Source organism: Leucobacter sp. Ag1 (assembly GCF_000980875.1).
Lineage (GTDB): Bacteria > Actinomycetota > Actinomycetes > Actinomycetales > Microbacteriaceae > Leucobacter > Leucobacter iarius.
Genome location: NZ_LAYO01000104.1, coordinates 1 through 25,466, shown reverse-complemented (window position 1 = coordinate 25,466; position 25,466 = coordinate 1). Strand labels below are relative to the sequence as shown.

The following is a 25,466-nucleotide window of genomic DNA, read 5'->3' as shown; positions in this document are numbered from 1 at the left end:
GCGCTGATTCGATGAGTTTGCCGCCTCTCGGCGAAGGGGGCCGGAGAGGGAGCCCGACCCCGCCCTATTCGCCCGGCCCGAACAGCGCCTCGACCGCGGCCCGCGCCTCCGGTGCGCGTCCGGCGCGGCCCAGCTGGCGCACCCGCACGGTGGGCTGGTGCATGAGGCGTCCCGCGAAGTGCCGGAGTGCGGCAGCGACGTCCGGGTCGCCCGAGCGCGCGATCTCGTCCTCCAGGATCCCGTGCACGTGCCCGCGCAACGTCACGAGGGCGGGTACCGCGTCGAGCTCGGCGCGGTCGGCCGCGAACTCGGCGGCGGCGTCGGCGACGATCTCGCGCGCCTCCGCTTCGGCGCTGAGCTCGGCGATGGGGGCGTGCTTCGCGACGGTCTCGAGGTCCAGCAGTTCGACGCCCGGCACGGTGGCCGAAGCGGGGTCGATGTTGCGGGGCACGCCGAGGTCGATGAGGAGACGGGGGCGCGGCCGGTCGGCGTTCGACACCGCGCCGCCCGCGAGCGCGTGGCAGAACGGCGCGCGCGACGGTGCGACGGTGCGGGCGAAGCGCTCTCGGTCGAGCAGCGGATCCTGCGCGTGGCTGCACGCGATCACGAGGTCGGCGCGCTCCAGCTCGAGTTCGAGCGCCTCGTGCGGGATCGCCCGCACCCCGTGCGACGCGGCGAACTGCTGGGCCCGGCCCGAGGGGGAGTAGACCCCGATGCGTTCGGCGCCGCGCGCGCGGAGCGCGGCGAGGCTGGCGCCCGCGTAGGCGCCGGTACCGACGAGCACGATACGGGTGCCGCGCCAGTCGCCGATGCGGCTCTCCGCCATGCGCAGGGCGAGGCGGACGAGCGAGCGGCCCTTCGACTGGATCCCGGTGCGGTGCTTGATCGCCTTCGAGACGCCGGTGGCGCGCTGGAAGAGGCGTTCGAGCTCGGTCGTGACGGTGCCCGCGGTGCGAGCCCGGTCGAGCGCGCGGCGCACCTGGCCGGCGATCTCGCCCTCGCCGACGACGGCCGATTCGAGGCCGCCGGCGACGGCGAACAGGTGCTCGGGCACCTCGCTGCCGGCGTGCACGGCGCTCGCGTCCGCGAAGCGCTCGGCGGGCAGCTCCGCGGCCTCGGCGAGGCTGCGGAGCACCGCGTCGCGGTCGAGCACGGGGGAGTCGAGGTAGGCCTCGAAGCGGTTGCACGTGGCCACCACGACGGCTCCCGTGGCGAATGCGGGATCGGTCAGCCGCGCCGTGAGGTCGTCGGCGCGTCGCTCGATGTGTTCGAGCAGTTCGAGGTCGGCCCGGTGGTGGTCGACGGATACGCAGAGCAGGCTCATCAGGCTGGAACTCCGCGGAATCGTGCGGAATCCCGGTGCCTGAGAGCAAGCTGAACGAGAGTGTGCATCTTCATCGGATGAATACGTTAGCATCATCATCTGATGAATGCCCTGCCCTCCTCGCACCCCCTCCGCGACGGCCGCACCTCGGCCGCTCCGCTCGTCCGAGCACTCCGCGGTGACCGCCCCGAGACGACCCCGGTCTGGTTCATGCGCCAGGCCGGACGCTCGCTCCCCGAGTACCGCGAGCTGCGCGCCGGCGGCGACATGCTCGAGGCCTGCACCACCCCCGAGCTGGCCGCCGAGATCACGCTGCAGCCGGTGCGCCGGCACGGCGTCGACGCCGGCATCTTCTTCAGCGACATCGTGGTGCCCCTGCTCCTCGCCGGGGTCGACGTGCAGATCGTCGCGGGCCGCGGCCCCGTGTTCGCCGAACCGGTGCGCACCGCCGAGCAGGTCGCACGGCTCCGCGCCGAGCACGGTGCGGACCGCCTGCGCGAGCACCTGGATCCGATCCGCCGCGCCGTCGAGATCACCGTCGCCGAACTCGGATCGACCCCGCTGATCGGCTTCGCGGGCGCGCCCTTCACGCTCGCCTCCTACCTGGTCGAGGGCGGGCCGTCGCGCGACCACCTGCGCGCTCGCGCGCTCATGCACGCGGAGCCCGAGACGTGGGCGGCGCTGCTCGACTGGGCCGCCGAACTCAGCGGCGCGTTCCTCGAAGCGCAGGTGCTGGCGGGCGCGAGCGCCGTCCAGCTGTTCGACTCCTGGGCCGGATCGCTGCGCCCCGTCGACTACCGCGATTCGGTCGCGGTCCACTCGGCGAAGGCGCTCGACGCCGTGCGCCACCTGCACGCGCCGGATCCCGGCCTCGAGGGCTACGCCGCTGCCGGGGCACGGGTGCCGCGCATCCACTTCGCCGTCGGCGCCGGTCACCTGGCCGACCAGTTCGCGGGCCTCGGCGTCGACGCCGTCGGCGTCGACTGGCGCACTCCGCTCGACGAGGCCAGCCGGGCGCTGGGCGACGCGGTGGTGCTGCAGGGCAACATCGATCCGGCGTTCCTGGCGGCGCCCGCCGAGGTGCTCGACGCGCACGTCGATGACGTGATCGCCCGCGGGCGGCGCGCGCCCGCGCACGTGCTGAACCTCGGCCACGGGGTCCCGCCCGAGGCCGATCCGTCGGTGCTCACCCGGCTCGTGGAGCGGGTCCATGGGCGCTGACGACGAGGACCAACCCCTCGGCCGCGCCGCGCGACGGGCTGCGGCGCTCCCCGCTGCTGCGAACCGTGGCGCGGCGCGGCGCGTCGCTGTGGTCGGCGGCGGGATCGCCGGTCTCGTCGCCGCGCGCGATCTCGCGCTCGGCGGGGCCGAGGTCACGGTGATCGAACGCGACGACCGGCTCGGCGGCAAGCTGCGCGGCGAGCGGATCGCGGCGTGGGCCGGCACCGATGCCGTGGTCGCCGATCTCGGGGCCGAGGCCTACGCCACCCGCGGCGACGGCGTCGCCGTGCTGCTGACCGAGCTCGGCATGATCGACCGGATCGAGGCGCCGCAGCAGCTGGGCTCGTGGGCCTACGACAGCGGGACCGCGTACGCGCTGCCCCCGGGTCTGCTCGGGATCCCCGCACGGCCGTTCTCGCGTGCTGCCCGCCGGGCCCTCGGGCTCGGCGGGGCGCTGCGCGCCGCGATCGAGCCGCTGCTGCCGCGCGCGGTCGGCCGCGACGAGCGGTCCCTCGGCGGCCTCGTCGAGGCCCGCTTCGGCTCCAGGGTGCTCGACCGCCTCGTGCGCCCCGTCGCCCGCGGCGTCTACTCGACGGATCCCGAGAGCCTGCCCGTCGCGCGCGTCGCCCCCGGTCTGGCGTCGACCCTCGCGAAGGGCCGTTCGCTCACCCGGGCGGTGCGTGCGGCGAACGCGCGACGGACCTCCGCCGGCGGCGCGGTCGCCCGCGTCGGCGGCGGCATGCACCGGCTGCCTGAACGGCTCGAAGACGAACTGCGCGAGCTCGGCGTCGCGATCCGCCTCGGCGCCGAGGTCGTCGAGGTGAGCGGCGTCGACGACGGCTGGGACGTGCAGCTCGCCGGCGAGACGATCCGCGTCGATGCGGTGCTGCTCGCGGCTCAGCTCCCGGGCCTCGTGCGGGATCCCGGCTTCGACGTGGAGGTCGTGCTGCTCGCCATCGAGGATCCGCGACTCGACGCGGCCCCCCGCGGCACCGGCCTGCTCGTCGCGGGGAGCGACCGCGGAGGTCCCGCCGCGAAAGCCCTGACCCACACCTCGGCGAAGTGGCGCGCCTCGGCCGAGGGGCTCGGCCCCGGCCGGCACCTCGTGCGGCTCTCCTACGGCAGCGCGGACTGGATCCCGGCCACGCGCGGGCTCGGGGACGCGGCCGTGCGCGAGCGCGCCGTCGCCGATGCGGCCGAGCTCCTGGGCGTCGAGCTGCGCGCCGGCGACGTGCGCGAGATGCACCGTGCCGTCTGGACCATGCCGCGCGCCGCTGCGCAGGACTCCGGCGTCGCCGGAGCCGCGGCGGGGACCGCGGGAACCGTCGCAGGAAGCACCGCACCCCGAGTCCCGGTCGCCCGGACCGGCGAGGCCGCCTCCGTCACGGGCCTCGCCCAGGTGATCCCGCACGCGCGCGCCGCCGCGCGCGAGCTGCTGGCCGGCCTGTCCCGGTCGGCCGAACGACCCCCCGCCCCCGGCGGATCCCCCGAACCGTCCACCCGCAGCGAGTCCCAGCAGAGGAGTCACACCCCATGAGCGCACACGAGCAGTCCGCGGCGCACCCCGCCGAGCCCGGCCCGAGCGGCTACACCCTGTTCGCGGTGTTCCGTCGCGATCCTCAGCGCCCCGCGCCCGCGGGCGACGCCGCCGCGCAGAGCGAGCTGGCCGAGCTGACGGCCGCCGGCGAGCGGCTCGCCGCCGACGGGACCGTGCTGCGCGGGTGGTACGACGTGTCGGGTCTGCGCGCCGACGCCGACCTGATGGTCTGGCTGCACGGAGACACCGCCGAGGGGCTGCAGGCCGCCCTGCGCGTGCTGCGCCGCACGGCCGCCATCGACCGCCTGCTGCCGACGTGGAACGCGCTCGGCGTGCACCGCACCGCCGAGTTCAACCGCGCCCACGTGCCCGGCTTCCTGCGCGGCGAGTCCGCGCGCGACTGGCTCGTGCTCTACCCCTTCGTGCGCGACGCCGAGTGGTACCTGCTGCCCGACGAGGATCGCCGCCGCATGCTCGCCGACCACGGGCGCAAGGGCGCCGCGTTCCGCTCGGTCGTGGCGAACACCGTCTCGTCGTTCGCGCTGGGCGACTACGAGTGGCTCCTGCCGATGGAGTCCGATGAGCTGACCGACCTGGTCGACATGATGCGCGAGCTGCGCAACACCGACGCGCGACGCCACATGCGCGAGGAGGTCCCGTTCTTCACGGGCCGCCGAATCACCGAAACCGAAGCACTGGAGGTCCTTCGATGAGCACCGATCCCGCCCTCGCCGCCGCACCGGCCGCGTTCGACGAGCAGCCTCACGAGTACGACGCGATCCTGCTGCTCGGCTTCGGCGGCCCGGAGGGGCAGGACGACGTGATCCCGTTCCTGCGCAACGTCACCCGCGGGCGCGGGATCCCGGACGAGCGCCTCGAAGAGGTCGCGCACCACTACCGCCACTTCGGCGGGGTCAGCCCCATCAATCGGCAGAACCACGAACTGCGCGACGCGCTCGCGGCCGAGCTGGATCGCCGCGGCATCGACCTGCCGGTGCTGTGGGGCAACCGCAACTGGGATCCGACCCTGCCGGACGCGCTGCGGGAGGCGGAAGCCCACGGTTTCCGCCGGATCCTCGCGCTCGCGACGAGCGCCTACGCCTCCTACTCGGGGTGCAAGCAGTATCAGGAGAACATCGACGACGCGCTCGCCGAGACCGGCCTCGCGGGCCGCCTGACCATCGACAAGGCCCGCCCCTACTTCGATCACCCGGGCTTCATCGCGCCGTTCGTCGAGGCGCTGCGCGGCGGCATCGCCGAACTGCGCGAGAAGATCCCCGGCCTCGACCCCGCGCAGGATGTCCGGATCCTGTTCGCCACCCACTCGGTGCCGAACAGCTACACGGGCGACTTCGGGCCGCACCCCGAGGCGCTCGGCGGCGCCGGGGCGTACGAGGCCCAGCACCTGGCGGTGAGCGCCGCGGTGGCCGAGGCCGCCGGCGAGGGCGCGGCGTGGGACCTCGTGTACCAGTCGCGCAGCGGCCCCGCGCACCAGCCGTGGCTCGAGCCCGACATCAACGACTTCATCGCCGAGATTCCCGAGGGCAGCGCGAAGGCGATCGTCATCGTGCCCGTCGGCTTCGTGAGCGACCACATGGAGGTCCTCTGGGACCTCGACACCGAGGCCATCGAGACCGCGGGAGAGCACGGCCTCGAGGTCGTGCGCGTGCCGACCCCCGGCACCCACCCGGCCTACGTGAGCGGACTCATCGACCTCGTGCTCGAGCGCAGCGACGGCACCCCCGTCGCCGAGCGCGCCTCCGAGCTCGCGCTCGGCCCCTGGTTCGACGTGTGCGGCGAGGGCTGCTGCGACACCGAGGAGCGCCAGGCCGCCGTGCGCGCGCACCGCGCCCGAGCGATGCAGGCGGCCGACGCATGACCGCACCCAGCGGGATCCTGGTCTCGCGCGAGCCCGTGCGGGCCCGCGACGGCCTGATCCGCGTCGGCACGCGCGGCAGCGCGCTCGCCGTCACCCAGACGACGGGCGTCGCCGAGCGGATCGCCGCGGCGACGGGCGCCGAGGTCGTGCTCGTGATCATCACCACTCACGGCGACACCTCGCGGGCGCCCCTCTCGCAGCTCGGCGGCACCGGCGTGTTCGTGAGCGCGCTGCGCGACGCCCTCCTCGCCGGCGAGTGCGACCTCGCCGTGCACTCGCTCAAGGACCTGCCGACCGGCCCGTGCGAAGGGATCGCGCTCGGCGCGATCCCAGAGCGCGTCGATCCCCGCGACGCGCTCTGCGCCCGCGACGGCCTGACCCTCGCGGAGCTCCCGCAGGGCGCCGACGTCGGGACCGGATCGCCGCGCCGCGCGGCGCAGCTGCTCGCGCGCCGCCCCGACCTCGCCGTGCACGACCTGCGCGGCAACGTCGACACCCGGCTCGGCCGCGTGGGCCGCGACCTCGACGCCGTGGTGCTCGCCGTCGCCGGACTCGAGCGGATCGGCCGCGGCGGATCCATCACCGAGCGCTTCCCGCTCGAAGACGCCCCGACCGCCCCCGGTCAGGGCGCCCTCGCCATCGAGGCGCGCACGGAGGACGCCGCGACGCCCGGCGCGATCGCCACGGCGCTCGCCGCCGTGGAGCACACCGATTCCCGCTGCACGGCGCTCGCCGAGCGCAGCCTGCTCGGCACGCTGGAGGCCGGCTGCGCCGCGCCGGTCGGCGCCTGGGCGCGCATCGACGAGGACGGCCGCATCGTGCTCGCCGGAGCCGTGTACCGGGTCGACGGCAGCGCGTCGCTCGTGCGCGAGAACTCGGCGCAGCTGCCCGAGGACCCGTTCGCCAGGGCCGAGACCGCCTACGCGCTCGGCGCCGCGGTCGCGCGGGCGCTGCTCGACGCGGGCGCCGCGCAGCTCGCCGACCTGGGAGCCGCGCGATGATCCCCGTCCGGCGCGCACCGCTGCCCCTCACCGACCGCCGGATCCTGCTGCCGCGCGGCGGCGTCTGGGGTGAGCGCGTGGCCGCCGAGGTACGTCGCCGCGGCGGAGTGCCGGTGACCGGCCAGCTCATCGAACTGGCCGCGCCGCACGACGGCGAGCCGCTGCGCGCCGCGGTCGAGGCGTGGAACCGCGGCGACTACGACTGGCTCGCGGTCACCTCCGCCAACGCCGCCGCCGCGCTCGTGAACGCCGGTGCCCGCCCGCGCGCGGACTCGCGCGTCGCGGTCGTCGGCCCCAGCACGGCCGAGGCGCTGCAGCAGCACGACTTCCGCATCGCGGTGATGCCGGCCCGCAACTACTCGGGCGAGGGGCTCGCCGCGTCCATGCTCGCCGCGCTCGGCGCGGGCCCGGCCGAGGTGCTGCTGCCCGTCTCCGACCAGGCGGGCACCGGCCTGGAGGAGGCGTTGCGCGATGCCGGCCACTGGGTGTCGCGCGTCACCGCGTACCGCACGGTCGAGGTCGCGCCGGATCCGGCGCATGCCTCGACGCTCGCGGCGGGCGGCTTCGACGCCGTGCTCGTGACGAGCGGGTCCGTCGCCCGCGCGCTGGCCGCGGCCTGCGCGGCGATCCCCGCGGAGACCCGCGTCGCGGCGATCGGAGGTCCGACGGCGCAGGCGCTCGTCGACGCCGGGCTGCGCGCCGACACGGTCGCCCCGATGCACACCGTCGACGGACTGCTCGACGCCCTCTCGGCCGCGTTCGCCCTCGAGCCCACGCAGCCGTTCGAATCGACCTCGCCGTTCGCGGGCCTCGCGCCCGACGGCGGCACCGCACCCGAGAAGGACCCTGATGCCCAGCTCTGACGCCCCCAGCATCCGCCCGCGCCGCCTGCGCAGCACACCGGCCATGCGCCGACTCGTCGCCGAGACCCGGCTGCACCCGGCCGAGCTCGTGCTCCCGCTCTTCGTCCGCGAGGGGATCGATGCGCCCCGCGAGCTGCAGGCCATGCCCGGTGTGCGGCAGCACACCGTCGATTCGCTGCGCCGCATCTCGGCCGAGGCCGCGGCCGCCGGCCTCGGCGGCGTGATGCTGTTCGGCGTGCCCGCGGTGCGCGACGCCCGCGGTTCCGGCATCGACGATCCCGAGGGGATCCTCAACGTCGCTACCCGCGCGGTGCAGCAGGAGGTCGGCGACGCGCTCGTCGTGCAGACCGACCTCTGCCTCGATGAGTTCACCGACCACGGCCACTGCGGCGTGCTCGCGGGCGACGGATCGGTCGACAACGACGCCACGCTCGAGCGCTACCGCTCGGCCGCCGTGGCGCAGGCCGACGCCGGTGCCGCGATGCTCGGCCTCTCGGGCATGATGGACGGCCAGGTCGCCGCCGTGCGCGACGCGCTCGACGCCGCCGGACACGCGGACACCGCGATCCTGGCCTACGCCGCGAAGTATGCATCGGCCTTCTACGGCCCCTTCCGCGAGGCCGTCGACTCGCAGCTCACGGGGGACCGCCGCAGTTACCAGCAGGATCCCGCCAACCGCCGGGAGGGGCTGCGCGAGGCCGAGCTCGACCTCGCCGAGGGCGCCGACGTGCTCATGGTGAAGCCGGCCATGTCGTACCTCGACGTGCTCGCCGACGTCGCCGCTACGAGTCCCGTGCCGGTCTGGGCCTACCAGGTCTCGGGCGAGGCGGCGATGATCGAGGCGGCGTCCGCCAACGGCTGGATCGACCGCGAGGCGGCCATCCACGAATCCCTCATCTCGATCCGTCGCGCGGGGGCCGACGCGATCCTCAGCTACTTCGCCCTCGAGGTTGCGGAGCGACTGCGATGAACCCCACCACCGGTACCACCGGGACCGACGCCGCCACCGATCGGAGCGCGGCCCTGCAGGAGCGCGCGGCGCGCGTGATCCCCGGCGGCGTCAACTCGCCCGTGCGGGCCTTCGGTTCGGTCGGCGGCACGCCCCGCTTCCTCGTCTCGGGCACCGGCCCGTACGTGACCGACGCCGACGGCAACGAGTACGTCGACCTCGTCGCCGCGTGGGGCCCCGCCCTGCTCGGCCACGCGCATCCGCCCGTCATCGACGCCGTGCAGCGCGCGACGGCCGCCGGCCTGGGCTTCGGCGCCTCGGCGCCGGGGGAGGCCGAGCTGGCCGAGGAGATCATCGCGCGCGTGCCCGCCGTCGAACGGCTGCGGCTCGTGTCGACCGGCACCGAGGCGACCATGACCGCGATCCGTCTGGCGCGCGGTGCCTCGGGTCGACCGCTGCTCATCAAGTTCGCCGGGCACTACCACGGCCACTCCGACGGGCTCCTCGCCGAGGCGGGATCCGGGCTCGCGACGCTGTCGCTGCCGGGCTCCGCGGGCGTGACCCCCGAGACCGCCGGGCAGACCCTCGTGCTGTCCTACAACGACCTCGCGGCGCTCGAAGCGGTCTTCGCCGAGCACGGCGACCGGATCGCCGGCATCATCGCCGAGGCCGCGGCCTGCAACATGGGCGTGCTGCCGCCCGAGCCCGGCTTCACCGCCGCGATGATCGAGCTCGCGCACCGCCACGGCGCGCTCGTGATCCTCGACGAGGTGCTCACCGGGTTCCGCGCGAGCGCGGCGGGGTACTGGGGGATCGAGTCCGCGGGCGTCGCCGACGGCGTGCAGCCCGACCTCTTCACCTTCGGCAAGGTCGTGGGCGGCGGGCTGCCGCTCGCCGCGGTCGGCGGTCGCGTCGAACTGATGGAGCAACTGGCCCCGCTCGGTCCCGTCTACCAGGCGGGCACCCTCTCGGGGAACCCCGTCGCCGTGGCCGCGGGCCTCGCGACGCTGCGCGGCGCGGACGACGCGGCCTACGCGCGTCTTTCGGCGGCGTCCGAGCGCCTGTCCGGCGCGGTCGGTGCCGCGCTGAGCACGGCGGGCGTCCCGCACCGTGTGCAGCGCGCTGGGACCCTGTTCAGCGTGCTGTTCGGCGACTTCGCCGAGGCGCCGCGCACCTACGCCGAGGTGCAGCAGCAGGAGGCGTTCCGCTACCGCGCGTTCTTCCACGCCATGCTCGACGGCGGCGTGAACCTGCCCCCGAGCGCGTTCGAGGCGTGGTTCGTGACGGCCGCCCACGACGACGCTGCGCTGAGCCGCATCGAGGAGGTGCTGCCGGCCGCTGCCGCGGCCGCCGCGGCAGCCCGTCCGTAGGCGCTGTTCCGGCTCCGCCATCAGCAGGAGATTCGCGTTCGGAAGGACGAATCCACCGGATTCATCCTTCCGAACGCGAATCTCCTGCCGAATGAAAGCGCGTGCCGCAGTGCTGACGCCCGTCCCCCCCCCCCCACGGCCTGTCGAATACCTCCTGCGCTCCTGCGCTCCTGCGCTCCTGCGCTCCCGCGCTCCCTCGCTCCCTGCCGAGTGAACGCTTGTCCACGAAAAGGCATCGCTTTTCGTGGACAAGCGTTCACTCGGCAGGGGCGGGAAGAGGCTGGCAGCGGATCGAGAATGGGCGCGGGAACTGTTGGCGGATCGTGCCGACGAGTCCAGGAGGCCGAACGGTGAGCGCGACGTCCGGGAGCGGATCGTTGCTGGAGCATCCGCTCATCTCCCTGATGGTTCTCAGGCGATCGCGATGGGCGCGCCCTTCGTCGTGTGCATCCTCATCCTGATCTCATCGAGCCCCCTACGAGTTCGGGGGCCGGCTGGTCTGGGGCGGCGGCCTTCTGATGCTTCCGAACGCCCTCGCCGGAGTGGTGATCGGTGCGATCTGCTTCGCGCTCCGATGCCGGGCGAGACGGCACCTGGGCTGGACGATGTCCGTATCCGGATCGCTCGTGCTCGGACTCAGCGCCGGGGTGCTGGGATCGGTCCCGATGGGGCTGCTCGCGGGTCTCTCCGAGCCGCGGATCGCCACGCTCGCAGCGATCGCGCTGAGCGCCGTCTACCTGGGGCTCGTGTCACTGAGGCGTGAACGCCGCGAAGCACGCACCTCCTCTGAAGCTCTGCTGTGACGACGAAGCCCGCCCGGCCCCGTGAGGGGCGGGCGGGCTTCGTCGTATGCGGGGTGCCGGCGGGTCAGACCCGCGCGGCGAGCGCCTGCACGGCGCTCGTGAAGAACTTCGCGCCGTCGAGGCCCGAGCGCATCGCCTCGGGCGTATCGGGGCCGAAGCCGGCCTCGACCGCGTGCTCGGGGTGCGGCATGAGGCCGACCACGTTGCCGCGCTCGTTGGTGAGGCCCGCGATGTCGTTGAGGGAGCCGTTGGGGTTGACGCCCGCGTAGCGGAACGCGACGAGCCCCTCGCCCTCGATGCGCTTCAGCGTCTCGTCGTCGGCGATGTAGCCGCCGTCGCCGTTCTTCAGCGGGATGGTGATCTCTTCGCCCTGCGCGAAGTCGATCGTCCACGCAGTGCGCGCGTTCTCGACGATGAGCTTCTGATCGCGGCGGATGAACTGCTGGTGCGCGTTGCGGATCAGACCGCCGGGCAGCAGGTGCGCCTCGACGAGCACCTGGAAGCCGTTGCAGATGCCGAGCACGGGCATGCCCGCCTTCGCGGCGGACACGACCTCGGTCATGATGGGCGACACCGCGGCGATGGCGCCGGGGCGCAGGTAGTCGCCGTAGCTGAAGCCGCCGGGCAGCACGATCGCGTCGACGCCCTGCAGGTCGTGATCCGCGTGCCACAGGGCGACGGGCTCGGCGCCGGCGAGGCGGATCGCGCGCTGCGCGTCGCGGTCGTCGAGCGAGCCGGGGAAGGTGACGACGCCGATGCGGGCCGACATCACTGGGCCTCGACCGCTACGGCCTCGCCGTCGACGCTGATCGCGACGACGTCCTCGATGACCGCGTTCGAGAGGATCTCGTTCGCGACGGTGCGCACCTCGGCGAGCACCTCCGCGGTGACCTCGCCGTCGACGTTCAGCTCGAAGCGCTTGCCGATGCGGACGTCGTGGAAGCGGCCGTGACCGAGGCGGTCGAGGGCTCCCGACGTGGCCTTGCCCTGCGGGTCGAGCAGCTCGGCCTTGGGCATGACATCAACAACAATCGTGGGCACCCGGGTCTCCGTCCATCGGCGCTGGCATCGAATCGGCGCGGTCGCGCTCCGGCCAGTCTACCGGCTACTCGGAGCCGCTCACCCGCACGCGGACCCGGTTGCGCCACGGGTCGAGAACGGTGAGTTCCCGGCCGTCGAACTCGCGGGCGACGCCTCGGGATCCGAGCCGCTCCGAGAGCGCCCCGATCGCGTCGGCGGTGGGCAGCTCGATGGTCACCTCGCCGAGGCCGAGCGCGGGGGACCGCTCGCCCGCGCCGCGCGACTCCCACGTGTTCATGCCGAGGTGGTGGTGGTATCCGCCGGCCGAGACGAAGAGCGCCTGGTCGCGCAGGGTCGCGGTGACGGCGAAGCCGAGGGTGTCGACGTAGAACGCGCGGGCCGAGGCGATGTCGCCGACCTTGAGGTGCACGTGGCCCACCGATGCGGGTGTGTCGGCGACCGCCAGGGATCCGGCCTCGGTGAGGTGCTCCTGCAGGTAGCGGTTCGGGTCGAGGGGGAGCGTCCCCATGGTGATCTCGCCACCGTTCGCGATGCTCCAGGTGTCACGCGGCCGGTCGACGTAGAGCTCGACGCCGTTGCCCTCGGGGTCCGCGAAGTAGAAGGCCTCCGACACGAGGTGGTCGCTGGATCCCTGGAACCGGGCGGCGTAGCCGCGGGCGACGGAGGCGACGACCGAGGCGAGCTCGGCGGCCGATTCGAAGAGGAACGCCGTGTGGTACAGCCCGGCCGCCGTCGCCGGGGCGTGCGCGAGCGCGCCGTCCTGGTCGAGCACCAGCACGGGCACGCCTCGGCGGCCGAGGATCGCGGTGCCGCGCTCCTGAGCGAGCACCTGCAGGCCCATCGCGCCGTGGTAGAAGTCGAGCATGCGGTCGAGATCGGCGACGGCGAGCGTGACCGCGCCCATCGCGGTAGCGTCGGGCAGCAGGTCGGTCTGGAGCTGGGCGGTCATGAGCGGTGCGTCGGCTTTCCGGTGGGGGCGGGGTCGGGTCGTCCTGCTGGAACGCTCCGGGTACCGCGGGCATTCCCGCAGGATCACGGCAGCACGTACGCGCCGCTCTCGCCCGCGTTGACCGCGATCTCCCAGCGGAACCCGTCGGGGTCGCGGAAGTAGCCCGAGTAGCCGCCCCACTCGCGGCGCTGCGCGGGCTGCGCGACGGCCCCGAGCGTCTCGGCGAGTGCGAGGACCGCGTCGGCCTCCGCCTCGGTAGCGACGTTGTGCGCGAGGGTGATCGGGGCGAGGCCTTCGGCCGGGGCCTCACCGATCTCGGAGGTGAAGCCTTCGACGCTCCAGAGCGACAGGATCAGGTGCGCACCGACGGGCAGCATCACCACCTCGTCGTCCTCGAAGATCGGCGTCCAGCCGAGGCCGTCGACGTAGAAGGCTCGGCTGCGTGCGACGTCCGCGACCGCGAGGGTGATGAAGCTGACCCGCTGTTCCATGCCGTCAGTGTCGCCGAGGCGATCGGGCGGCGCAAGAGCGGGCCGAAACGGGACCGCGCTCGCGATGGTCTAAGAGGTCAGGCGGTCGAGCAGCTCCTGGTAGCGCTCGCGCGTGCGCTCGACGATCTCGGAGGGCAGCACGGGCGGCACGCCCTGCTTGTCCCAGTTCGCCGCGAGCCAGTCGCGCACGATCTGCTTGTCGAAGCTCGCCAGGCGGCCGGGGCCGCCGGCGGCGTAGATCCTGCCGTCCCAGTACCGCGACGAGTCGCTCGTGAGCACCTCGTCGGCCAGCACCAGCTCGCCGGTGGCGGGGTCGATGCCGAACTCGAACTTGGTGTCGGCGAGGATCACACCGCGCTCGGCCGCGAGCTCGCGCGCCGCGGTGAAGATCGCGAGCGAGGCGTCGCGCAGCGCGGCCGCAGCCTCAGCGCCGACGAGCTCGACCGAGCGCTCGTAGGTGATGTTCTCGTCATGCTCGCCGAGGGGTGCCTTGTAGGCGGGGGTGTAGATCGGCTCGGGCAGCAGGTCGCCGTCGGCGATCCCCGCGGGCAGCTCGATGCCGCACACCGCCCCGGTGCGGGTGTACTCGGCGTAGCCGGATCCGGTCAGCGCGCCGCGCACGACGCACTCGACGGGGTGCATCTCGAGGCGGCGGCTGACGACCGCGCGGTCGGCGACCTCGGCGGGCACCGGCGGGACGTCCGTGGTTCCGGCGGGCACGAGGTGGTTGGGCAGCTCGATCCGATCGAACCACCAGTTCGAGAGCTCGGTGAGCAGCGCGCCCTTGCCGGGGATCTCGGGATCGAGCACGTGGTCGAACGCGCTGACCCGGTTGCTCGCCACCACGAGCAGCACGGGGGAGTCGTCGCGGGTGCGCCCCTCGGGCACGTACAGGTCACGGACCTTGCCCGAGTAGACGTGGGTCCACCCGGCGAGCTCGAGCGGTGCGGGGAGCTGGGTCACGGGATCCTCCTGGTCAGTTCGCGACGCGCGCGGCGATGTCGGTGCGGTGCTGGCCGCCCTCGAGCCCGATGCGGTCGACCGCGTCGTAGGCTCGGGCGCGGGCCGCGGCGAAGTCCTCGCCGCGCGCGACGACGCCGAGTACGCGGCCGCCGGTCGCGATCCAGCCGCCGTCGTCGGTGCGCGCGGTGGCGGCGTGCACGAGGTGCACGCCCGGCACCTCGGCAGCGGCGTCGAGCCCGGTCAGCTCGCGGCCGGTGGTCACGTCGCCCGGGTAGCCCTCGCCCGCGACCACGACGATCACGGCGGGCTCGTCGGAGAACTCGGGGGCCGGCAGATCGGCGAGGGCGCCCTGCGCCGATGCGAGCAGGTACCGGCTCAGCGGCGACTCGAGGCGGGCGAGCACGACCTGCGTCTCGGGATCGCCGAAGCGCGCGTTGAACTCGATGACGCGCACGCCCTTCGACGTGACGATGAGGCCGCAGTAGAGCAGGCCCGAGAACGGGGTGCCCTCGGCCTCGAGCCGGCGCACGGTGGGGAGCGCGACGGTGCGGGTGATCTCCTCGACGAACGCGTCGACCCCGCCCGGCAGCCAGGGCAGCGGCGAATAGGCGCCCATGCCGCCGGTGTTGGGACCCGCGTCGCCGTCGAAGATGCGCTTGTAGTCCTGCGCCGGAGTGAGGGGCACTACGTCGTGGCCGTCGGCGAAGAAGAAGAGCGAGACCTCCTGGCCGTCGAGGAACTCCTCGACCAGCACCTCGCCGTGCGGGGCCCAGGTGGCGACGTGGTCGAGCGCGGCGGCGCGATCCTCGGTGACGAGCACGCCCTTGCCCGCGGCGAGGCCGTCGGCCTTGACCACGTAGGGGGCGCCGAACTCGTCGAGCACGGGGCCGGCCTCCTCGACCGACGCGACGCGGGCCGCGCGGCCGGTCGGCACGCCCGCCTCGTCCATGATCCGCTTCGCGAACGCCTTGGATCCCTCGAGCTGCGCTGCGGCGGCGTCGGGGCCGAACACCGGCACGCCCGCGGCGCGCAGCGGATCCGCGACGCCCGCGACGAGCGGGGCCTCGGGGCCGACCACGACGAGGTCGAAGCCGCGATCCCGCACGAACGCCGCGACGGCCTCGGGGTCGGTGTAGGCGAGCTCGGGCGTCTCGACGCCCTCCGCCGCGATCCCGGCGTTGCCGGGAGCGCAGACGATCTCGTGCTCGGCCGCTTCGGCGAGCAGGGCGCGGACGATGGCGTGTTCGCGGGCACCCGGGCCCAGCACGAGGATCTTCACCGCTCCAGAGTAGCGGGAGCCGGCTCTAGAGTGGATCGCATGGCGAAGCGCAGGATCGGGGACGGCGAGGGGCGTGCGGCCGTGCGCGCGGTGCTCGAGGGCGCGACGGACCGGGGCAATCGGGCCACGGCCGTGCGGTTCCTGCTGGAGGAGCTCGCCGAGCGGGCTCCGGGCAACGCCGTCGAAGTTCGGGTGCCGCCGTTCGGCGCCGTACAGTGCGTCGCCGGCCCGAAGCACACGCGGGGCACGCCCCCGAGCGTGATCGAGACCGACCCCGAGACGTGGGTCGCGCTCGGCACGGGCGGACTCGCCTGGGAGGATGCGCTCGGCAGCACCCGGGTCATCGCCTCGGGCCTGCGCACCGACCTCGCGCCGCTGCTCCCGCTGATCCGGCCGACCTGGCTCGGCTGAACGGGCCCGCCGCCGGTACCCGCCGCCCGGCGGCACCGGATCCGGTTCACAGGCGAACCTGAGACAATAGGGGTATGAGTACCGCCGATGCCGTGATCCCCGAGTCCGCCGACTCGGCCCAGTCGACCGCGCCCGAGGGCGCCGAGGCGGCCGTCCCGGCCGCGGTCGCCACGGTCACCGAGGTCGAGGTGGGCGTGCGCCGCTCGGTGCGCTACGGCCGCGTCGTCGTCGGTTTCGCGATCCTGGGCGGCCTGGTGAGCGCGATCGCCTGCCTGTTCCTCCCCATCCAGAACAACCCCGCGGTGGGCGAGTACTCGATGGTGCAGGTCGCCGGGTTCACCGGCATGATCGGCGCTGGCATCGGCCTGATGCTCGGCGGGATCCTGGCCGTCATCCTCGGCGCCGTCGCACGTCGGCGAACCGGTTCTGCCACGGCAGAGCTGACTGACGTACGATAGACACAGACCTCGACTCGATCGGAGCGATCCCACATGCTTGGCAACCTGAGCGGATGGCACTTCGTCATCATCCTCTTCATCATCCTGCTGCTCTTCGGCGCGCCGAAGCTGCCGGCGCTCGCCAAGAGCCTGGGCCAGTCCGCACGGATCCTCCGCAAGGAGGTCTCGAACGACGCCGACAAGCCGGCCGAGGCCGACGGCACCGCGAAGTCGGAATCCGCTGACCCCGATTCGGGCAAGCCGGCTCCCGAGAAGCCGTAGCGGCTCCCCACGAACTGCGAAAGCGGGCGATCACCTCGGTGATCGCCCGCTTTCTCGTGTTGCGGGGCGGGGTGCCGCGCTCACCCTCAGCGCAGCGCCCCACCCGACGCGACTAGCTGGTCTGGCTCGACTCCACCCAGGCGAGGTACTCCTCGTCGACGTCGCCGGCGATGTACTCGCCCGTGAAACAGCTCTGCTCGAGCCGGGTCACATGGCTCTGGCCGGCCATGATGGCACGGTCCATGCCCTCGACGGTCTGGTAGATGAGGTGGTCGGCGCCGAGCTCGGCGGCGATCTCCTCGGTGGTGCGACCGTGCGCGATGAGCTCGGCGCGCGTCGGCATGTTGATGCCGTAGACGTGGGGGAACAGCACCGGGGGAGCGGCGGACGCGAAGGTGACCGACTTGGCGCCGGCGGCACGGGCCATCTCGACGATCTCGCGCGAGGTGGTGCCGCGCACGATCGAGTCGTCGACGAGCAGCACGTTCTTGCCGCGGAACTCGGCGTGCATCGCGTTCAGCTTCTGCCGAACGCTGCGCTTGCGCACCGCCTGTCCGGGCATGATGAACGTGCGGCCGACGTAGTGGTTCTTGAAGAAGCCCTCACGGTAGGGCACGCCGAGGCGCTGCGCGAGCTGCATGGCGCTCGGTCGGCCCGAGTCGGGGATCGGCATGACGACGTCGATGTCGAGATCCGGCAGCTCGGCGCGGACCTGGTCGGCGAGCTCGTTGCCGAGCCGCAGCCGCGCCTCGTAGACCGAGATACCGCTGAGCACGGAGTCGGGGCGCGCGAGGTAGATGTACTCGAAGGCGCAGGGCACCAACTCGGGGTTCTGCGCGCACTGGCGCGACGACATCGTGCCGTCGGGCGAGATGAGGATCGCTTCGCCGGGCTCGACGTCGCGCACGACCTCGTAGCCGCCGGACTCGAGCACGAGCGACTCGGACGCGACGATCCAGTCGTCGCCCTGTTCGGTCGACCGGCGACCGAGCACGAGCGGGCGGATCCCGAAGGGGTCGCGGAAGGCGAGCAGGCCGTGCCCGGCGATCATCGAGATCACCGAGTAGGAGCCCTCGATCCTGCGGTGCACGCGCGCGACGGCGTCGAACACCTGGTCGATGCCGAGCGACGAGAGCCCGCGGATGCCCGACTGCAGTTCGTTGGCGAGCACGTTGAGCAGCAGCTCGGTGTCCGAGTGGGTGTTGAGGTGGCGGCGATCCACGTTGTAGAGCTCCGCGGTGAGCTCGCGCGTGTTCGTCAGGTTGCCGTTATGCACGAGGATGATGCCGTAGGGGGCGTTCACGTAGAACGGCTGCGCCTCCTCCTCACGGTGGGCGTTGCCGCGCGTCGCGTAGCGCACGTGCCCGAGGCCGACGGTGCCGGCGAGGCTGCGCATGTCGCGGGTGCGGTACGCCTCGCGCACCTGTCCGCGTGCCTTGACCATGTGGAACTGGTCGCCCTCGGCGGTCGCGATGCCCGTCGAGTCCTGTCCGCGATGCTGCAGCAGAAGGAGGCTGTCATAGATCTGCTGGTTGACGGGATCCGATGAGACGATGCCGACGATGCCACACATGCTGCGTGTGTTCCCCTAACGAGACGGGCGGGAGGCCACGAAAACGAGACTCCGACCAGTCTCCCACATCCGGCCTGGACTGCGACCGCGACCGGGTACGCTGGCAGGGTGAGCGAGAACTCGTCGATCTATGCCCAGTCCGGAGTCGATACTGCTGCGGGTGACCTCGCCGTCGAGCTGATGAAGTCCGCGGTGGCGCGGACCCACGGTCCCGAGGTCATCGGCGGGGTGGGCGGTTTCGCCGGCCTCTTCGACGCGTCGGCACTCAAGGAGTACCGCCGCCCGCTGCTCGCGAGCGCGACCGACGGCGTCGGCACCAAGGTCGCGATCGCGCAGGCCATGGACATCCACCACACCATCGGCCAGGATCTCGTCGCCATGATCGTCGACGACATCGTGGTGGTCGGCGCGAAGCCGCTCGCCATGACCGACTACATCGCCTGCGGCAAGGTCGTTCCGCAGCGCATCGCCGACATCGTCCGCGGCATCGCCGAAGCCTGCGAGGCCACCGGCACCGCCCTCGTCGGCGGGGAGACCGCCGAGCACCCCGGCCTGCTGGGCGTCGACGACTACGACGTGGCCGGCGCGGCCGTGGGCGTGGTCGAGGCCGACCGCGTGCTCGGGCCCGAGCGCGTCGCCGACGGCGACGTCGTGCTCGCGATGGGCGCGTCCGGTCTGCACTCCAACGGCTTCTCGCTCGTGCGCCACATCCTCGCCGAGCGCGGCATCGGCTACGCCGACCACAGCGCCGAGCTCGGCTCGAACTACGGCGAGGCCCTGCTCGTACCGACGGCGCTCTACACCTCGCCGCTGCTCCGCGCGATCGAGGATCCCGAGCTCGACGGTGCGATCCATGCGCTCAGCCACGTCACCGGAGGCGGCATCGCGGCGAACCTCGCCCGCGTGCTGCCGGTCGGCTCCTGGACCGAGGTCGACCGCGCCAGCTGGTCGCCGCTGCCCGTGTTCCGTCACCTCGCCGATCTGGGCGGGCACTCGCTCGAATCGGTCGAGGGCGCCTGGAACCTCGGCATCGGCATGTTCGCCGTGGTCGAGGCCGCGCGCGCCGAGCGGGTCGCCGAGCGGCTGCGTGCCGAGGGCCTCACGGTCTGGCAGACGGGTACCGTCTCGACCGCGGCCCGCGACTTCACCGGCTTCGAGCAGGGCGCCAAGGGCGTCGACGGCGGCGCAGTGCGCCTCACCGGAGCGTTCGCGGCATAGCGTTCGCGACCGGGCGCCCCGCGATCGCGGAGCGACACCGCCGAGGGCGGGCGCCGATCGAGTCGGTGTCCGCCCTCGGCGCATCCGCGCACCGCAGCGGAACCGGTCATCGCCCGGACAGCACGAAGACCGTGCGATCACGAACGTCGGGGACGTGATCGCACGGTCTCGTGCGTGAGAAACGACGAACGCCCCGTCTCACGGGGCGTTCGGCTCAGAGGGTGAGGACCTGCCTCACTTCTCCTCTTCGTCGCCGGAGTCGTCGTTGTACTTGTCAGCGTATTCGGCCCACGCATCTTCGTCCGAATGCTGCCCCGCTGCGAGCTCCCGCTCCAGCTGAGACAGGTCGGTGTTGGGGCTGAAATACTTCAGCTCCCGTGCGACCTTGGTGTGCTTTGCCTTTTGACGGCCGCGCCCCATGCGTGACCCCCTTACACATTCGGGCCCCGCGAAAGAATGTTCCGCGAGGCATGGACCTGACAATATCGACGTATGGGCGCAAGCTTATCACGGTCCGCTTCCCCCACGCCCGCGAGCTAGCATGATCGCGTGAGTGCAACCCAGCCCAGACGACGCCCGGCCCGAGCGATCCTGATCGCCGTGCTCGCCGTCGCCGTCGTCGTGCTCGTCGCCGTGGTCGCGATCCTCGTGCCGATCCTGACCCACCAGAGCGCCGGAGGCTCCGGACAGGCCGTCCCGCAGGGCTTCGCGAGCGAGTCGAAGGCCACCGGCGCCGACGGTCGCACGCGCACCGTCGAGGTGCGCACACCCGACGGGAAGCCCGCGGATCTCGCGCGAGTCGCACCGGGGAGCGAGCTCGTGGTGACCGGGACCGGCTTCGATGCGTCGATCGGCATATACGTCGGCGTGTGCGCGATCCCGGCCGAGCCGGGCCGCAAGCCGTCGCCGTGCCTCGGTGGGATCCCGAAGGGCGCCGAGCAGGGGAAGGCTGCGAAGGAGGGCGCGCAGCCGAGCGTCTGGATCACCGACGACTGGGCCTGGAAGGCGTTCGCGAGCCACGGCTACGCCGACGCCTCCAAGGGCGCGTTCACCGCCCGGGTGCTCGTGCCGGAGGCGAGCTCGGACGGCCTCGACTGCCGCAAGGTGGCCTGCGCCATCACTACGCGCGCCGATCACACCGCGGCGCAGGATCGGGTGCAGGACATGCAGCTGCCGATCGCCTTCGCGCAGTAGCGCGGCGCGGACCGGGGCCGAGTCGGCTCAGCTCACGAGCGGGGCGATGACCAGGGTCGCGATCGTGTAGATCGCGAGACCGGCGAGCGAGCCGACCACGGTGCCGTTGATCCGGATGAACTGCAGGTCCTTGCCGACCTGGAGCTCGATCTTCTCGGCGGCCTCGCTGGCGTCCCACCGCTGCACCGTCTCGGTGACGACGCTCGCGATCTCGTGGCGCGAGCGTCGGACGACGTGCTCGACCGCGTTCATCACCCAGACGTCGATCTTGTACTGCAGGGTGGCGTCCTCGAGGAGGCGGCGGCCGAAGTCCTGCATCGCCGAAACCAGCCGGGTGCGCAGCTCGCTCGACGGGTCGGCGAGCATCTCGACGAGCGCGGCCCGGGCGGAGGCCCAGGTGCTCGCGGCAAGGGCGCGAATGCGCGGGCTGTCGAAGATCTCGTGCTTCAGCGCTTCGAGCTGATCCTGCAGCTCGGGCTTCTGCCCGAGGTCCCGAGCGAGGTCGCGCAGGAAGCTGTTCGCCGCCGCGCGGAACGGGTGCGAACGATCCCTCGCCACGTTCTGCGCGAAGCGCACGGCCTCGGCGTGCAGGCGGTTGTCGACGAAGCGGTCGACGATGCTCGGCACCCAGCTGGGCAGGCGGGAGGAGACGACCCGGTCGAAGGCCTCGGGATGGGCGACGAGCCAGTGCTCCAGGTGATCCGCCGCGATGTCGATGAGCGATTCGTGGTGGCCCGCGTCGAGCACCGTCTCCAGGCCGTGGCCCACGGTGGGTCCCCACTTCGGATCGATGACGTGCTTGCGCACGAGCCCTTCGATGAGGTCCTGCACATCGCGATCGTCGAGCACTGTGAGCGCGGCGGTGCCGGCCTCGGACAGGATCGTGCCCGCGCGCTCGGCGTTGCCGGGATCGCGCAGCCACTCGCCGGCCATGCGCGCGCCGCTGATCTCGGAGAGCTTGGCGTGGACGACGTCGTCCGCGAGGAAGTTCTCCTCGATGAAGGACCCCAGTCCCTCGCCGATCTCATCCTTCTTGTTCGAGATCAGATTGGTGTGGGGGATCCGGAGCCCGAGTGGGTGCCGGAACAGGGCGGTGACGGCGAACCAGTCGGCGAGGGCGCCGACCATGCCGCCCTCGCTGGCGGCGCGCACGTAGCCCAGCCAGGGGAACCGCTGCTGCAGGGCGAACGAGACGACGAAGACCACGCCCATCGCGATGAGGAGTCCCAGCGCGATGGCCTGCATGCGCCTCAGCTGCGCCAGACGCTCGAAGTCCGCTGGGGTGACGGCACCGAGGGTGCGGCGGGTGCGAAACGGCATTGCAGCATTATCCACCCGCGCGGGGCCGCCGTGTCACCCGCGCATGGAAGAATGAGGCCCATGCATCTCCTCACCAGGCTCAGCCTGAAGAACCGCGCGCTCATCGCACTCGTCACGGTGGTCGCCGCGGTCTTCGGAGTGATCAGCATCGGCTCCCTCAAGCAGGAGCTCATGCCCTCGGTCGAATACCCGGCGGTGGCGGTCATCACCAGCTACCCGGGCGCCTCTCCCGAGGTGGTGAGCAACGACGTCTCGACGCCGATCGAGACGGCGCTCAAGAGCGTGCCGAACCTCGAGCACACCACGGCGACCTCGTCCACGGGCGCATCCACCGTGATCGCGCAGTTCACCTACGGCGTCGACACCGCGGCCACGCAGCAGAAGGTGGAGCGGGCCATCAGCCGGCTCTCGAAGGTGCTGCCGAAGGACGTGGACCCGCAGGTCATGTCGGGCAGCATCGACGACTTCCCGGTCGTGCAGATCGCCGTGACCCCGCCCTCGGGCGGCGACGCCGAGACGACGGCGAAGGCGGTCGAGCGCCTCGCGGTGCCCAAGATCAAGGACCTGACGGGCGTGCGCGACGCCCAGCTCGTCGGCGCCCGCGGCGACCGCGTCACCGTGACCCCGGACCTCGCGAAGCTGGGCGAGGAGGCCCTGACCGCGCAGTCGATCACCGATGCGCTCCAGCAGAACGGCGTGCTCGTCGCCGCCGGCACCGTGACCGACGGCGACCGCACGCTCGCCGTGCAGGCCGGGTCCAAGATCTCCAGCGTCGACGACATCAAGGCACTGCCGCTCGTGCGCAGCCCCGAACTGCTCGCGGCGCAGGCGCAGCAGCAGGCCGCGCAGCAGCAGGCGCAGCGCCCGAGCCAGCAGCAGGGGCAGGGCGCGGCCGCGCAGGAGCAGGGCCAAGGCCAGAGCGCGCAGACTCAGAACCAGAGTGCGGCGGAGCCGCTGCCGACGGTCACCATCGGGGACGTGGCCAAGGTCGCGCTCGAGCCGAACCCCGTGCAAGGCATCTCGCGCGTCGACGGCAAGCCCGCGGTCACCATCGGCGTCACCAAGATCTCCTCGGCCAACACGGTCGACGTCTCGAAGGCCGTGCAGGACGAACTGCCGAAGCTCGAGAAGGAGCTCGACGGCGCCCAGCTGAAGGTCGTCTTCGACCAGGCGCCCTACGTGGAGCGCTCGATCCACTCGCTCACCACCGAGGGGCTGCTCGGACTCGGCTTCGCGATCATCGTGATCCTGGTGTTCCTGCTCTCGGTGCGGGCCACGATCGTCACCGCCATCTCCATCCCGACCTCGGTGCTGCTCACCTTCATCGGGCTCAACTTCGCCGACTACACGCTGAACATGCTGACGCTCGGCGCGCTGACCATCTCGATCGGCCGCGTGGTCGACGACTCGATCGTGGTCATCGAGAACATCAAGCGGCACCTCTCGCATCCGGGCGTCACCGACCGGGGTCGCGCGATCGTCGCGGCGGTGCGCGAGGTCGCGGGCGCCATCACGGCGTCGACGGCCACCACCGTCGCCGTGTTCCTGCCGCTCGCCTTCGTCAGCGGCATGGTCGGCGAGCTGTTCCGGCCGTTCGCCTTCACGGTGACCATCGCGCTCATCGCATCCCTGCTCGTCGCGCTCACCATCGTGCCCGTGCTGGCCTACTGGTTCATCCGGGTGAAGCACGCTCCTGCCCACGCCGCGGGGAACACGGCGCACGCGGCCGAGCACTCGGGGCCGGCCATCGACGACGAGCCCGAGAACGCGATGCAGCGCGGGTACCGCCCGATCATCGGGTGGACCCTGGCGCACCCCGTCATCACGCTCGGCGTCGCCGTCGCGATCTTCGTCGGGACCATGGCCGCGGCGCCGCTCATGAAGACCAACTTCATCGGCTCCGACGAGCAGAACTCGGTCGGTCTCACGCAGACCCTCGCGCCGGGCACGAGCCTCGACGCGCAGCTGAAGCAGGCCGAGCGGGTCGAGGCCGAACTGAAGAAGATCTCCGACGTCGAGACGGTGCAGGTCACGATCGGCAGCTCGGGCGGCGCCGCGGCCATGTTCGGCGGCGGGGGCAGCGACGGCAGCGTGACCTACGCGATCACCACGCGCGAGGATGCCGATCAGGCCGCGGTGCAGGATCGGATCCGCACCGCCGTCGACGGCCTGAAGGACGCCGGCGACTTCTCGATCGGGCAGTCGGGCGGCGGCATCACCCAGTCCAGCGCGATCGAGGTGCAGGTCACCGCCCCCGATCAGAAGACGCTGGTCGCCGCGAGCGAGGCCATGGTCGCCGAGCTCAAGAAGCAGAAGGGTCTGATCCAGGTCGAGAGCGACCTCGGCCAGTCGCGCCCCTACCTGCAGGTGGTCGTCGATCGCGACAAGGCCACGCGGGCCGGACTCAGCGAGGCCGCGGTCGCGAGCATGGTCGCGCAGCGCATGCAGCCGGCGCAGGTCGGCCAGGTGGTGCTCGACTCCACCACCACGTCCGTCTACCTGTCGCTTGGCACAGCTCCCGCGAACGAGGCCGGGGTCAAGGCGCTGCCCGTGCAGACCCAGTCGGGCGAGGTCCGCCTCGACCGCCTCGCGACCGTCAAGGTCGCCGACGGTCCGGTCTCGGTGAAGAGCGAGGACGGCGCGCGCATCGTCACGGTGTCGGCGCTGCCGAAGGGCGACGATCTCAGCGCCGCGGGCACGCAGGTCAACAATGCTCTCGACTCGGTCAAGCTGCCCAGCGGGGCGAACGCCCAGATCGGTGGCGTCATGTCGCAGCAGGGCGAGGCCTTCGGGCAGCTCGGCCTCGCGCTGCTCGCCGCGATCCTCATCGTCTACGTGGTCATGGTCGCGACCTTCCGCAGCCTGCTGCAGCCGCTGCTGCTGCTCATCTCGGTGCCGTTCGCGGCGACCGGCGCGATCCTGCTCCTCATCCTCTCGGGCATCCCGCTCGGTGTGGCCTCGCTCATCGGCGTGCTCATGCTCGTGGGCATCGTCGTGACCAACGCGATCGTGCTCATCGACCTCGTGAACCAGCTGCGCGACCGGGGCGAGAGCCTGCACCACGCGGTGATGCACGGCGCCTCCCTGCGTCTGCGCCCCATCGTCATGACGGCGCTCGCGACGATCCTGGCGCTCGTGCCCATGGGCCTCGGCATCACGGGATCCGGCGGCTTCATCTCGCAGCCGCTCGCGGTCGTGGTGATCGGCGGCCTGCTCTCCTCGACCGTGCTGACGCTCGTCGTGCTGCCCACGCTCTACTACGCGGTCGAGCACGGGCGGGAGCGGCGCAAGGAGCGCCGCGCCGGGCGCCGCACGGGCGGTGGACGCCGCCCGAAGCTCGGCGGTGGTGCCGCGGCCGCGG

Annotated in this window: 25 protein-coding genes; 15 read left to right on the top strand and 10 right to left on the bottom strand. The window is 72.5% G+C overall.

Annotation, left to right across the window (positions count from 1 at the left end; translation table 11 throughout):
* Positions 1 to 64: 64 nt before the first annotated feature.
* Positions 65 to 1,324 carry a glutamyl-tRNA reductase gene (locus tag XM48_RS11920; RefSeq protein WP_046456053.1) on the bottom strand — a complete coding sequence of 420 codons (1,260 nt, stop codon included), beginning with the start codon at positions 1,322 to 1,324 and terminating at the stop codon, positions 65 to 67.
* 102 nt (positions 1,325 to 1,426) lie between these two features.
* On the opposite strand from XM48_RS11920, the gene hemE reads away from it, so the two are divergent.
* The 9 genes from hemE to XM48_RS11875 all read left to right on the top strand — a co-directional run bounded on the left by hemE (position 1,427) and on the right by XM48_RS11875 (position 10,947).
* Positions 1,427 to 2,545 (top strand): uroporphyrinogen decarboxylase, encoded by a 1,119-nt coding sequence (gene hemE / locus XM48_RS11915; protein WP_046456052.1) that lies wholly within the window; start codon positions 1,427 to 1,429, stop codon positions 2,543 to 2,545.
* Positions 2,535 to 4,082: an NAD(P)/FAD-dependent oxidoreductase gene (locus tag XM48_RS11910; RefSeq protein WP_052961488.1), complete on the top strand. Its 1,548-nt coding sequence runs from the start codon at positions 2,535 to 2,537 to the stop codon at positions 4,080 to 4,082. Before hemE ends, XM48_RS11910 begins: the two co-directional genes overlap by 11 nt.
* A complete protein-coding gene (gene hemQ / locus XM48_RS11905) occupies positions 4,079 to 4,795 on the top strand; it encodes a hydrogen peroxide-dependent heme synthase (protein ID WP_046456051.1) in 717 nt (238 codons plus the stop codon). The genes XM48_RS11910 and hemQ overlap by 4 nt, the downstream gene beginning before the upstream one ends.
* On the top strand, positions 4,792 to 5,961 hold the full coding sequence (locus XM48_RS11900; protein ID WP_046456050.1) for a ferrochelatase: 1,170 nt from the start codon (positions 4,792 to 4,794) through the stop codon (positions 5,959 to 5,961). Before hemQ ends, XM48_RS11900 begins: the two co-directional genes overlap by 4 nt.
* Positions 5,958 to 6,962: a hydroxymethylbilane synthase gene (gene hemC, locus XM48_RS11895; RefSeq protein WP_046456049.1), complete on the top strand. Its 1,005-nt coding sequence runs from the start codon at positions 5,958 to 5,960 to the stop codon at positions 6,960 to 6,962. Before XM48_RS11900 ends, hemC begins: the two co-directional genes overlap by 4 nt.
* On the top strand, positions 6,959 to 7,825 hold the full coding sequence (locus XM48_RS11890; protein WP_052961487.1) for a uroporphyrinogen-III synthase: 867 nt from the start codon (positions 6,959 to 6,961) through the stop codon (positions 7,823 to 7,825). The genes hemC and XM48_RS11890 overlap by 4 nt, the downstream gene beginning before the upstream one ends.
* On the top strand, positions 7,812 to 8,795 hold the full coding sequence (gene hemB / locus XM48_RS11885; RefSeq protein ID WP_084821152.1) for a porphobilinogen synthase: 984 nt from the start codon (positions 7,812 to 7,814) through the stop codon (positions 8,793 to 8,795). The genes XM48_RS11890 and hemB overlap by 14 nt, the downstream gene beginning before the upstream one ends.
* Entirely contained in the window at positions 8,792 to 10,144 is a 1,353-nt protein-coding gene (locus XM48_RS11880; protein WP_046456048.1) for a glutamate-1-semialdehyde 2,1-aminomutase, read from the top strand. The genes hemB and XM48_RS11880 overlap by 4 nt, the downstream gene beginning before the upstream one ends.
* 518 nt (positions 10,145 to 10,662) lie before the next feature.
* Positions 10,663 to 10,947: a hypothetical protein gene (locus XM48_RS11875; protein ID WP_046456047.1), complete on the top strand. Its 285-nt coding sequence runs from the start codon at positions 10,663 to 10,665 to the stop codon at positions 10,945 to 10,947.
* A gap of 64 nt (positions 10,948 to 11,011) precedes the next feature.
* On the opposite strand, the gene purQ is transcribed toward XM48_RS11875, so the two are convergent.
* The 6 genes from purQ to purD form a co-directional block, all read right to left on the bottom strand.
* Entirely contained in the window at positions 11,012 to 11,716 is a 705-nt protein-coding gene (gene purQ / locus XM48_RS11870; protein WP_046456046.1) for a phosphoribosylformylglycinamidine synthase subunit PurQ, read from the bottom strand.
* The gene (gene purS, locus XM48_RS11865; RefSeq protein ID WP_046456045.1) at positions 11,716 to 11,988 is read right to left on the bottom strand and encodes a phosphoribosylformylglycinamidine synthase subunit PurS; all 273 of its coding nucleotides are present in this window, start codon (positions 11,986 to 11,988) and stop codon (positions 11,716 to 11,718) included. The genes purQ and purS overlap by 1 nt, the downstream gene beginning before the upstream one ends.
* A 64-nt stretch (positions 11,989 to 12,052) precedes the next feature.
* The gene (locus XM48_RS11860; protein WP_046456044.1) at positions 12,053 to 12,937 is read right to left on the bottom strand and encodes a VOC family protein; all 885 of its coding nucleotides are present in this window, start codon (positions 12,935 to 12,937) and stop codon (positions 12,053 to 12,055) included.
* A gap of 83 nt (positions 12,938 to 13,020) precedes the next feature.
* On the bottom strand, positions 13,021 to 13,428 hold the full coding sequence (locus XM48_RS11855) for a VOC family protein (protein WP_046456043.1): 408 nt from the start codon (positions 13,426 to 13,428) through the stop codon (positions 13,021 to 13,023).
* A gap of 69 nt (positions 13,429 to 13,497) precedes the next feature.
* The gene (locus tag XM48_RS11850; RefSeq protein WP_046456042.1) at positions 13,498 to 14,391 is read right to left on the bottom strand and encodes a phosphoribosylaminoimidazolesuccinocarboxamide synthase; all 894 of its coding nucleotides are present in this window, start codon (positions 14,389 to 14,391) and stop codon (positions 13,498 to 13,500) included.
* Positions 14,392 to 14,404: 13 nt separating this feature from the next.
* Complete coding sequence (purD, locus tag XM48_RS11845) at positions 14,405 to 15,670, bottom strand: phosphoribosylamine--glycine ligase (protein ID WP_046456041.1); 1,266 nt, start codon at positions 15,668 to 15,670, stop codon at positions 14,405 to 14,407.
* Positions 15,671 to 15,709: 39 nt separating this feature from the next.
* Here purD and XM48_RS11840 point away from each other — a divergent pair, with 39 nt between their 5' ends.
* From XM48_RS11840 to tatA, 3 genes are all read left to right on the top strand, one after another.
* Positions 15,710 to 16,081 (top strand): sterol carrier family protein, encoded by a 372-nt coding sequence (locus tag XM48_RS11840; RefSeq protein ID WP_046456040.1) that lies wholly within the window; start codon positions 15,710 to 15,712, stop codon positions 16,079 to 16,081.
* Positions 16,082 to 16,155: 74 nt separating this feature from the next.
* A complete protein-coding gene (locus XM48_RS11835) occupies positions 16,156 to 16,539 on the top strand; it encodes a hypothetical protein (protein ID WP_046456039.1) in 384 nt (127 codons plus the stop codon).
* A 33-nt stretch (positions 16,540 to 16,572) separates the two neighbouring features.
* The gene (tatA, locus tag XM48_RS11830; protein ID WP_046456038.1) at positions 16,573 to 16,800 is read left to right on the top strand and encodes a twin-arginine translocase TatA/TatE family subunit; all 228 of its coding nucleotides are present in this window, start codon (positions 16,573 to 16,575) and stop codon (positions 16,798 to 16,800) included.
* A 112-nt stretch (positions 16,801 to 16,912) separates the two neighbouring features.
* Here tatA and purF read toward each other — a convergent pair whose 3' ends face one another.
* Positions 16,913 to 18,373, bottom strand: a complete 1,461-nt coding sequence (gene purF, locus XM48_RS11825) for an amidophosphoribosyltransferase (protein WP_046456037.1) — start codon at positions 18,371 to 18,373, stop codon at positions 16,913 to 16,915.
* A gap of 108 nt (positions 18,374 to 18,481) precedes the next feature.
* Here purF and purM point away from each other — a divergent pair, with 108 nt between their 5' ends.
* The gene (gene purM / locus XM48_RS11820) at positions 18,482 to 19,591 is read left to right on the top strand and encodes a phosphoribosylformylglycinamidine cyclo-ligase (RefSeq protein WP_046456036.1); all 1,110 of its coding nucleotides are present in this window, start codon (positions 18,482 to 18,484) and stop codon (positions 19,589 to 19,591) included.
* Between the two features lie 234 nt (positions 19,592 to 19,825).
* Here purM and XM48_RS11815 read toward each other — a convergent pair whose 3' ends face one another.
* On the bottom strand, positions 19,826 to 20,011 hold the full coding sequence (locus XM48_RS11815) for a DUF3073 domain-containing protein (protein WP_046456035.1): 186 nt from the start codon (positions 20,009 to 20,011) through the stop codon (positions 19,826 to 19,828).
* A gap of 129 nt (positions 20,012 to 20,140) precedes the next feature.
* On the opposite strand from XM48_RS11815, the gene XM48_RS11810 reads away from it, so the two are divergent.
* The gene (locus XM48_RS11810; protein WP_046456034.1) at positions 20,141 to 20,785 is read left to right on the top strand and encodes a hypothetical protein; all 645 of its coding nucleotides are present in this window, start codon (positions 20,141 to 20,143) and stop codon (positions 20,783 to 20,785) included.
* Between the two features lie 27 nt (positions 20,786 to 20,812).
* On the opposite strand, the gene XM48_RS11805 is transcribed toward XM48_RS11810, so the two are convergent.
* Complete coding sequence (locus tag XM48_RS11805) at positions 20,813 to 22,105, bottom strand: DUF445 domain-containing protein (RefSeq protein WP_046456033.1); 1,293 nt, start codon at positions 22,103 to 22,105, stop codon at positions 20,813 to 20,815.
* A 60-nt stretch (positions 22,106 to 22,165) separates the two neighbouring features.
* Between XM48_RS11805 and XM48_RS11800 the strand changes: the two genes are divergently transcribed.
* The coding region (locus tag XM48_RS11800) for an efflux RND transporter permease subunit (RefSeq protein WP_046456032.1) at positions 22,166 to 25,466 on the top strand (3,301 nt) is incomplete at its 3' end.

Excerpts from the sequence above, each read along its gene's own strand:
- XM48_RS11920 (WP_046456053.1), bottom strand. The coding sequence starts at position 1,324 with ATGAGCCTGCTCTGCGTATCCGTCGACCACCACCGGGCCGACCTCGAA.
- hemE (WP_046456052.1), top strand. The coding sequence starts at position 1,427 with ATGAATGCCCTGCCCTCCTCGCACCCCCTCCGCGACGGCCGCACCTCG.
- XM48_RS11910 (WP_052961488.1), top strand. The coding sequence starts at position 2,535 with ATGGGCGCTGACGACGAGGACCAACCCCTCGGCCGCGCCGCGCGACGG.
- hemQ (WP_046456051.1), top strand. The coding sequence starts at position 4,079 with ATGAGCGCACACGAGCAGTCCGCGGCGCACCCCGCCGAGCCCGGCCCG.
- XM48_RS11900 (WP_046456050.1), top strand. The coding sequence starts at position 4,792 with ATGAGCACCGATCCCGCCCTCGCCGCCGCACCGGCCGCGTTCGACGAG.
- hemC (WP_046456049.1), top strand. The coding sequence starts at position 5,958 with ATGACCGCACCCAGCGGGATCCTGGTCTCGCGCGAGCCCGTGCGGGCC.
- XM48_RS11890 (WP_052961487.1), top strand. The coding sequence starts at position 6,959 with ATGATCCCCGTCCGGCGCGCACCGCTGCCCCTCACCGACCGCCGGATC.
- hemB (WP_084821152.1), top strand. The coding sequence starts at position 7,812 with ATGCCCAGCTCTGACGCCCCCAGCATCCGCCCGCGCCGCCTGCGCAGC.
- XM48_RS11880 (WP_046456048.1), top strand. The coding sequence starts at position 8,792 with ATGAACCCCACCACCGGTACCACCGGGACCGACGCCGCCACCGATCGG.
- XM48_RS11875 (WP_046456047.1), top strand. The coding sequence starts at position 10,663 with ATGCTTCCGAACGCCCTCGCCGGAGTGGTGATCGGTGCGATCTGCTTC.
- purQ (WP_046456046.1), bottom strand. The coding sequence starts at position 11,716 with ATGTCGGCCCGCATCGGCGTCGTCACCTTCCCCGGCTCGCTCGACGAC.
- XM48_RS11860 (WP_046456044.1), bottom strand. The coding sequence starts at position 12,937 with ATGACCGCCCAGCTCCAGACCGACCTGCTGCCCGACGCTACCGCGATG.
- XM48_RS11855 (WP_046456043.1), bottom strand. The coding sequence starts at position 13,428 with ATGGAACAGCGGGTCAGCTTCATCACCCTCGCGGTCGCGGACGTCGCA.
- XM48_RS11840 (WP_046456040.1), top strand. The coding sequence starts at position 15,710 with ATGGCGAAGCGCAGGATCGGGGACGGCGAGGGGCGTGCGGCCGTGCGC.
- XM48_RS11835 (WP_046456039.1), top strand. The coding sequence starts at position 16,156 with ATGAGTACCGCCGATGCCGTGATCCCCGAGTCCGCCGACTCGGCCCAG.
- tatA (WP_046456038.1), top strand. The coding sequence starts at position 16,573 with ATGCTTGGCAACCTGAGCGGATGGCACTTCGTCATCATCCTCTTCATC.
- purF (WP_046456037.1), bottom strand. The coding sequence starts at position 18,373 with ATGTGTGGCATCGTCGGCATCGTCTCATCGGATCCCGTCAACCAGCAG.
- XM48_RS11815 (WP_046456035.1), bottom strand. The coding sequence starts at position 20,011 with ATGGGGCGCGGCCGTCAAAAGGCAAAGCACACCAAGGTCGCACGGGAG.
- XM48_RS11805 (WP_046456033.1), bottom strand. The coding sequence starts at position 22,105 with ATGCCGTTTCGCACCCGCCGCACCCTCGGTGCCGTCACCCCAGCGGAC.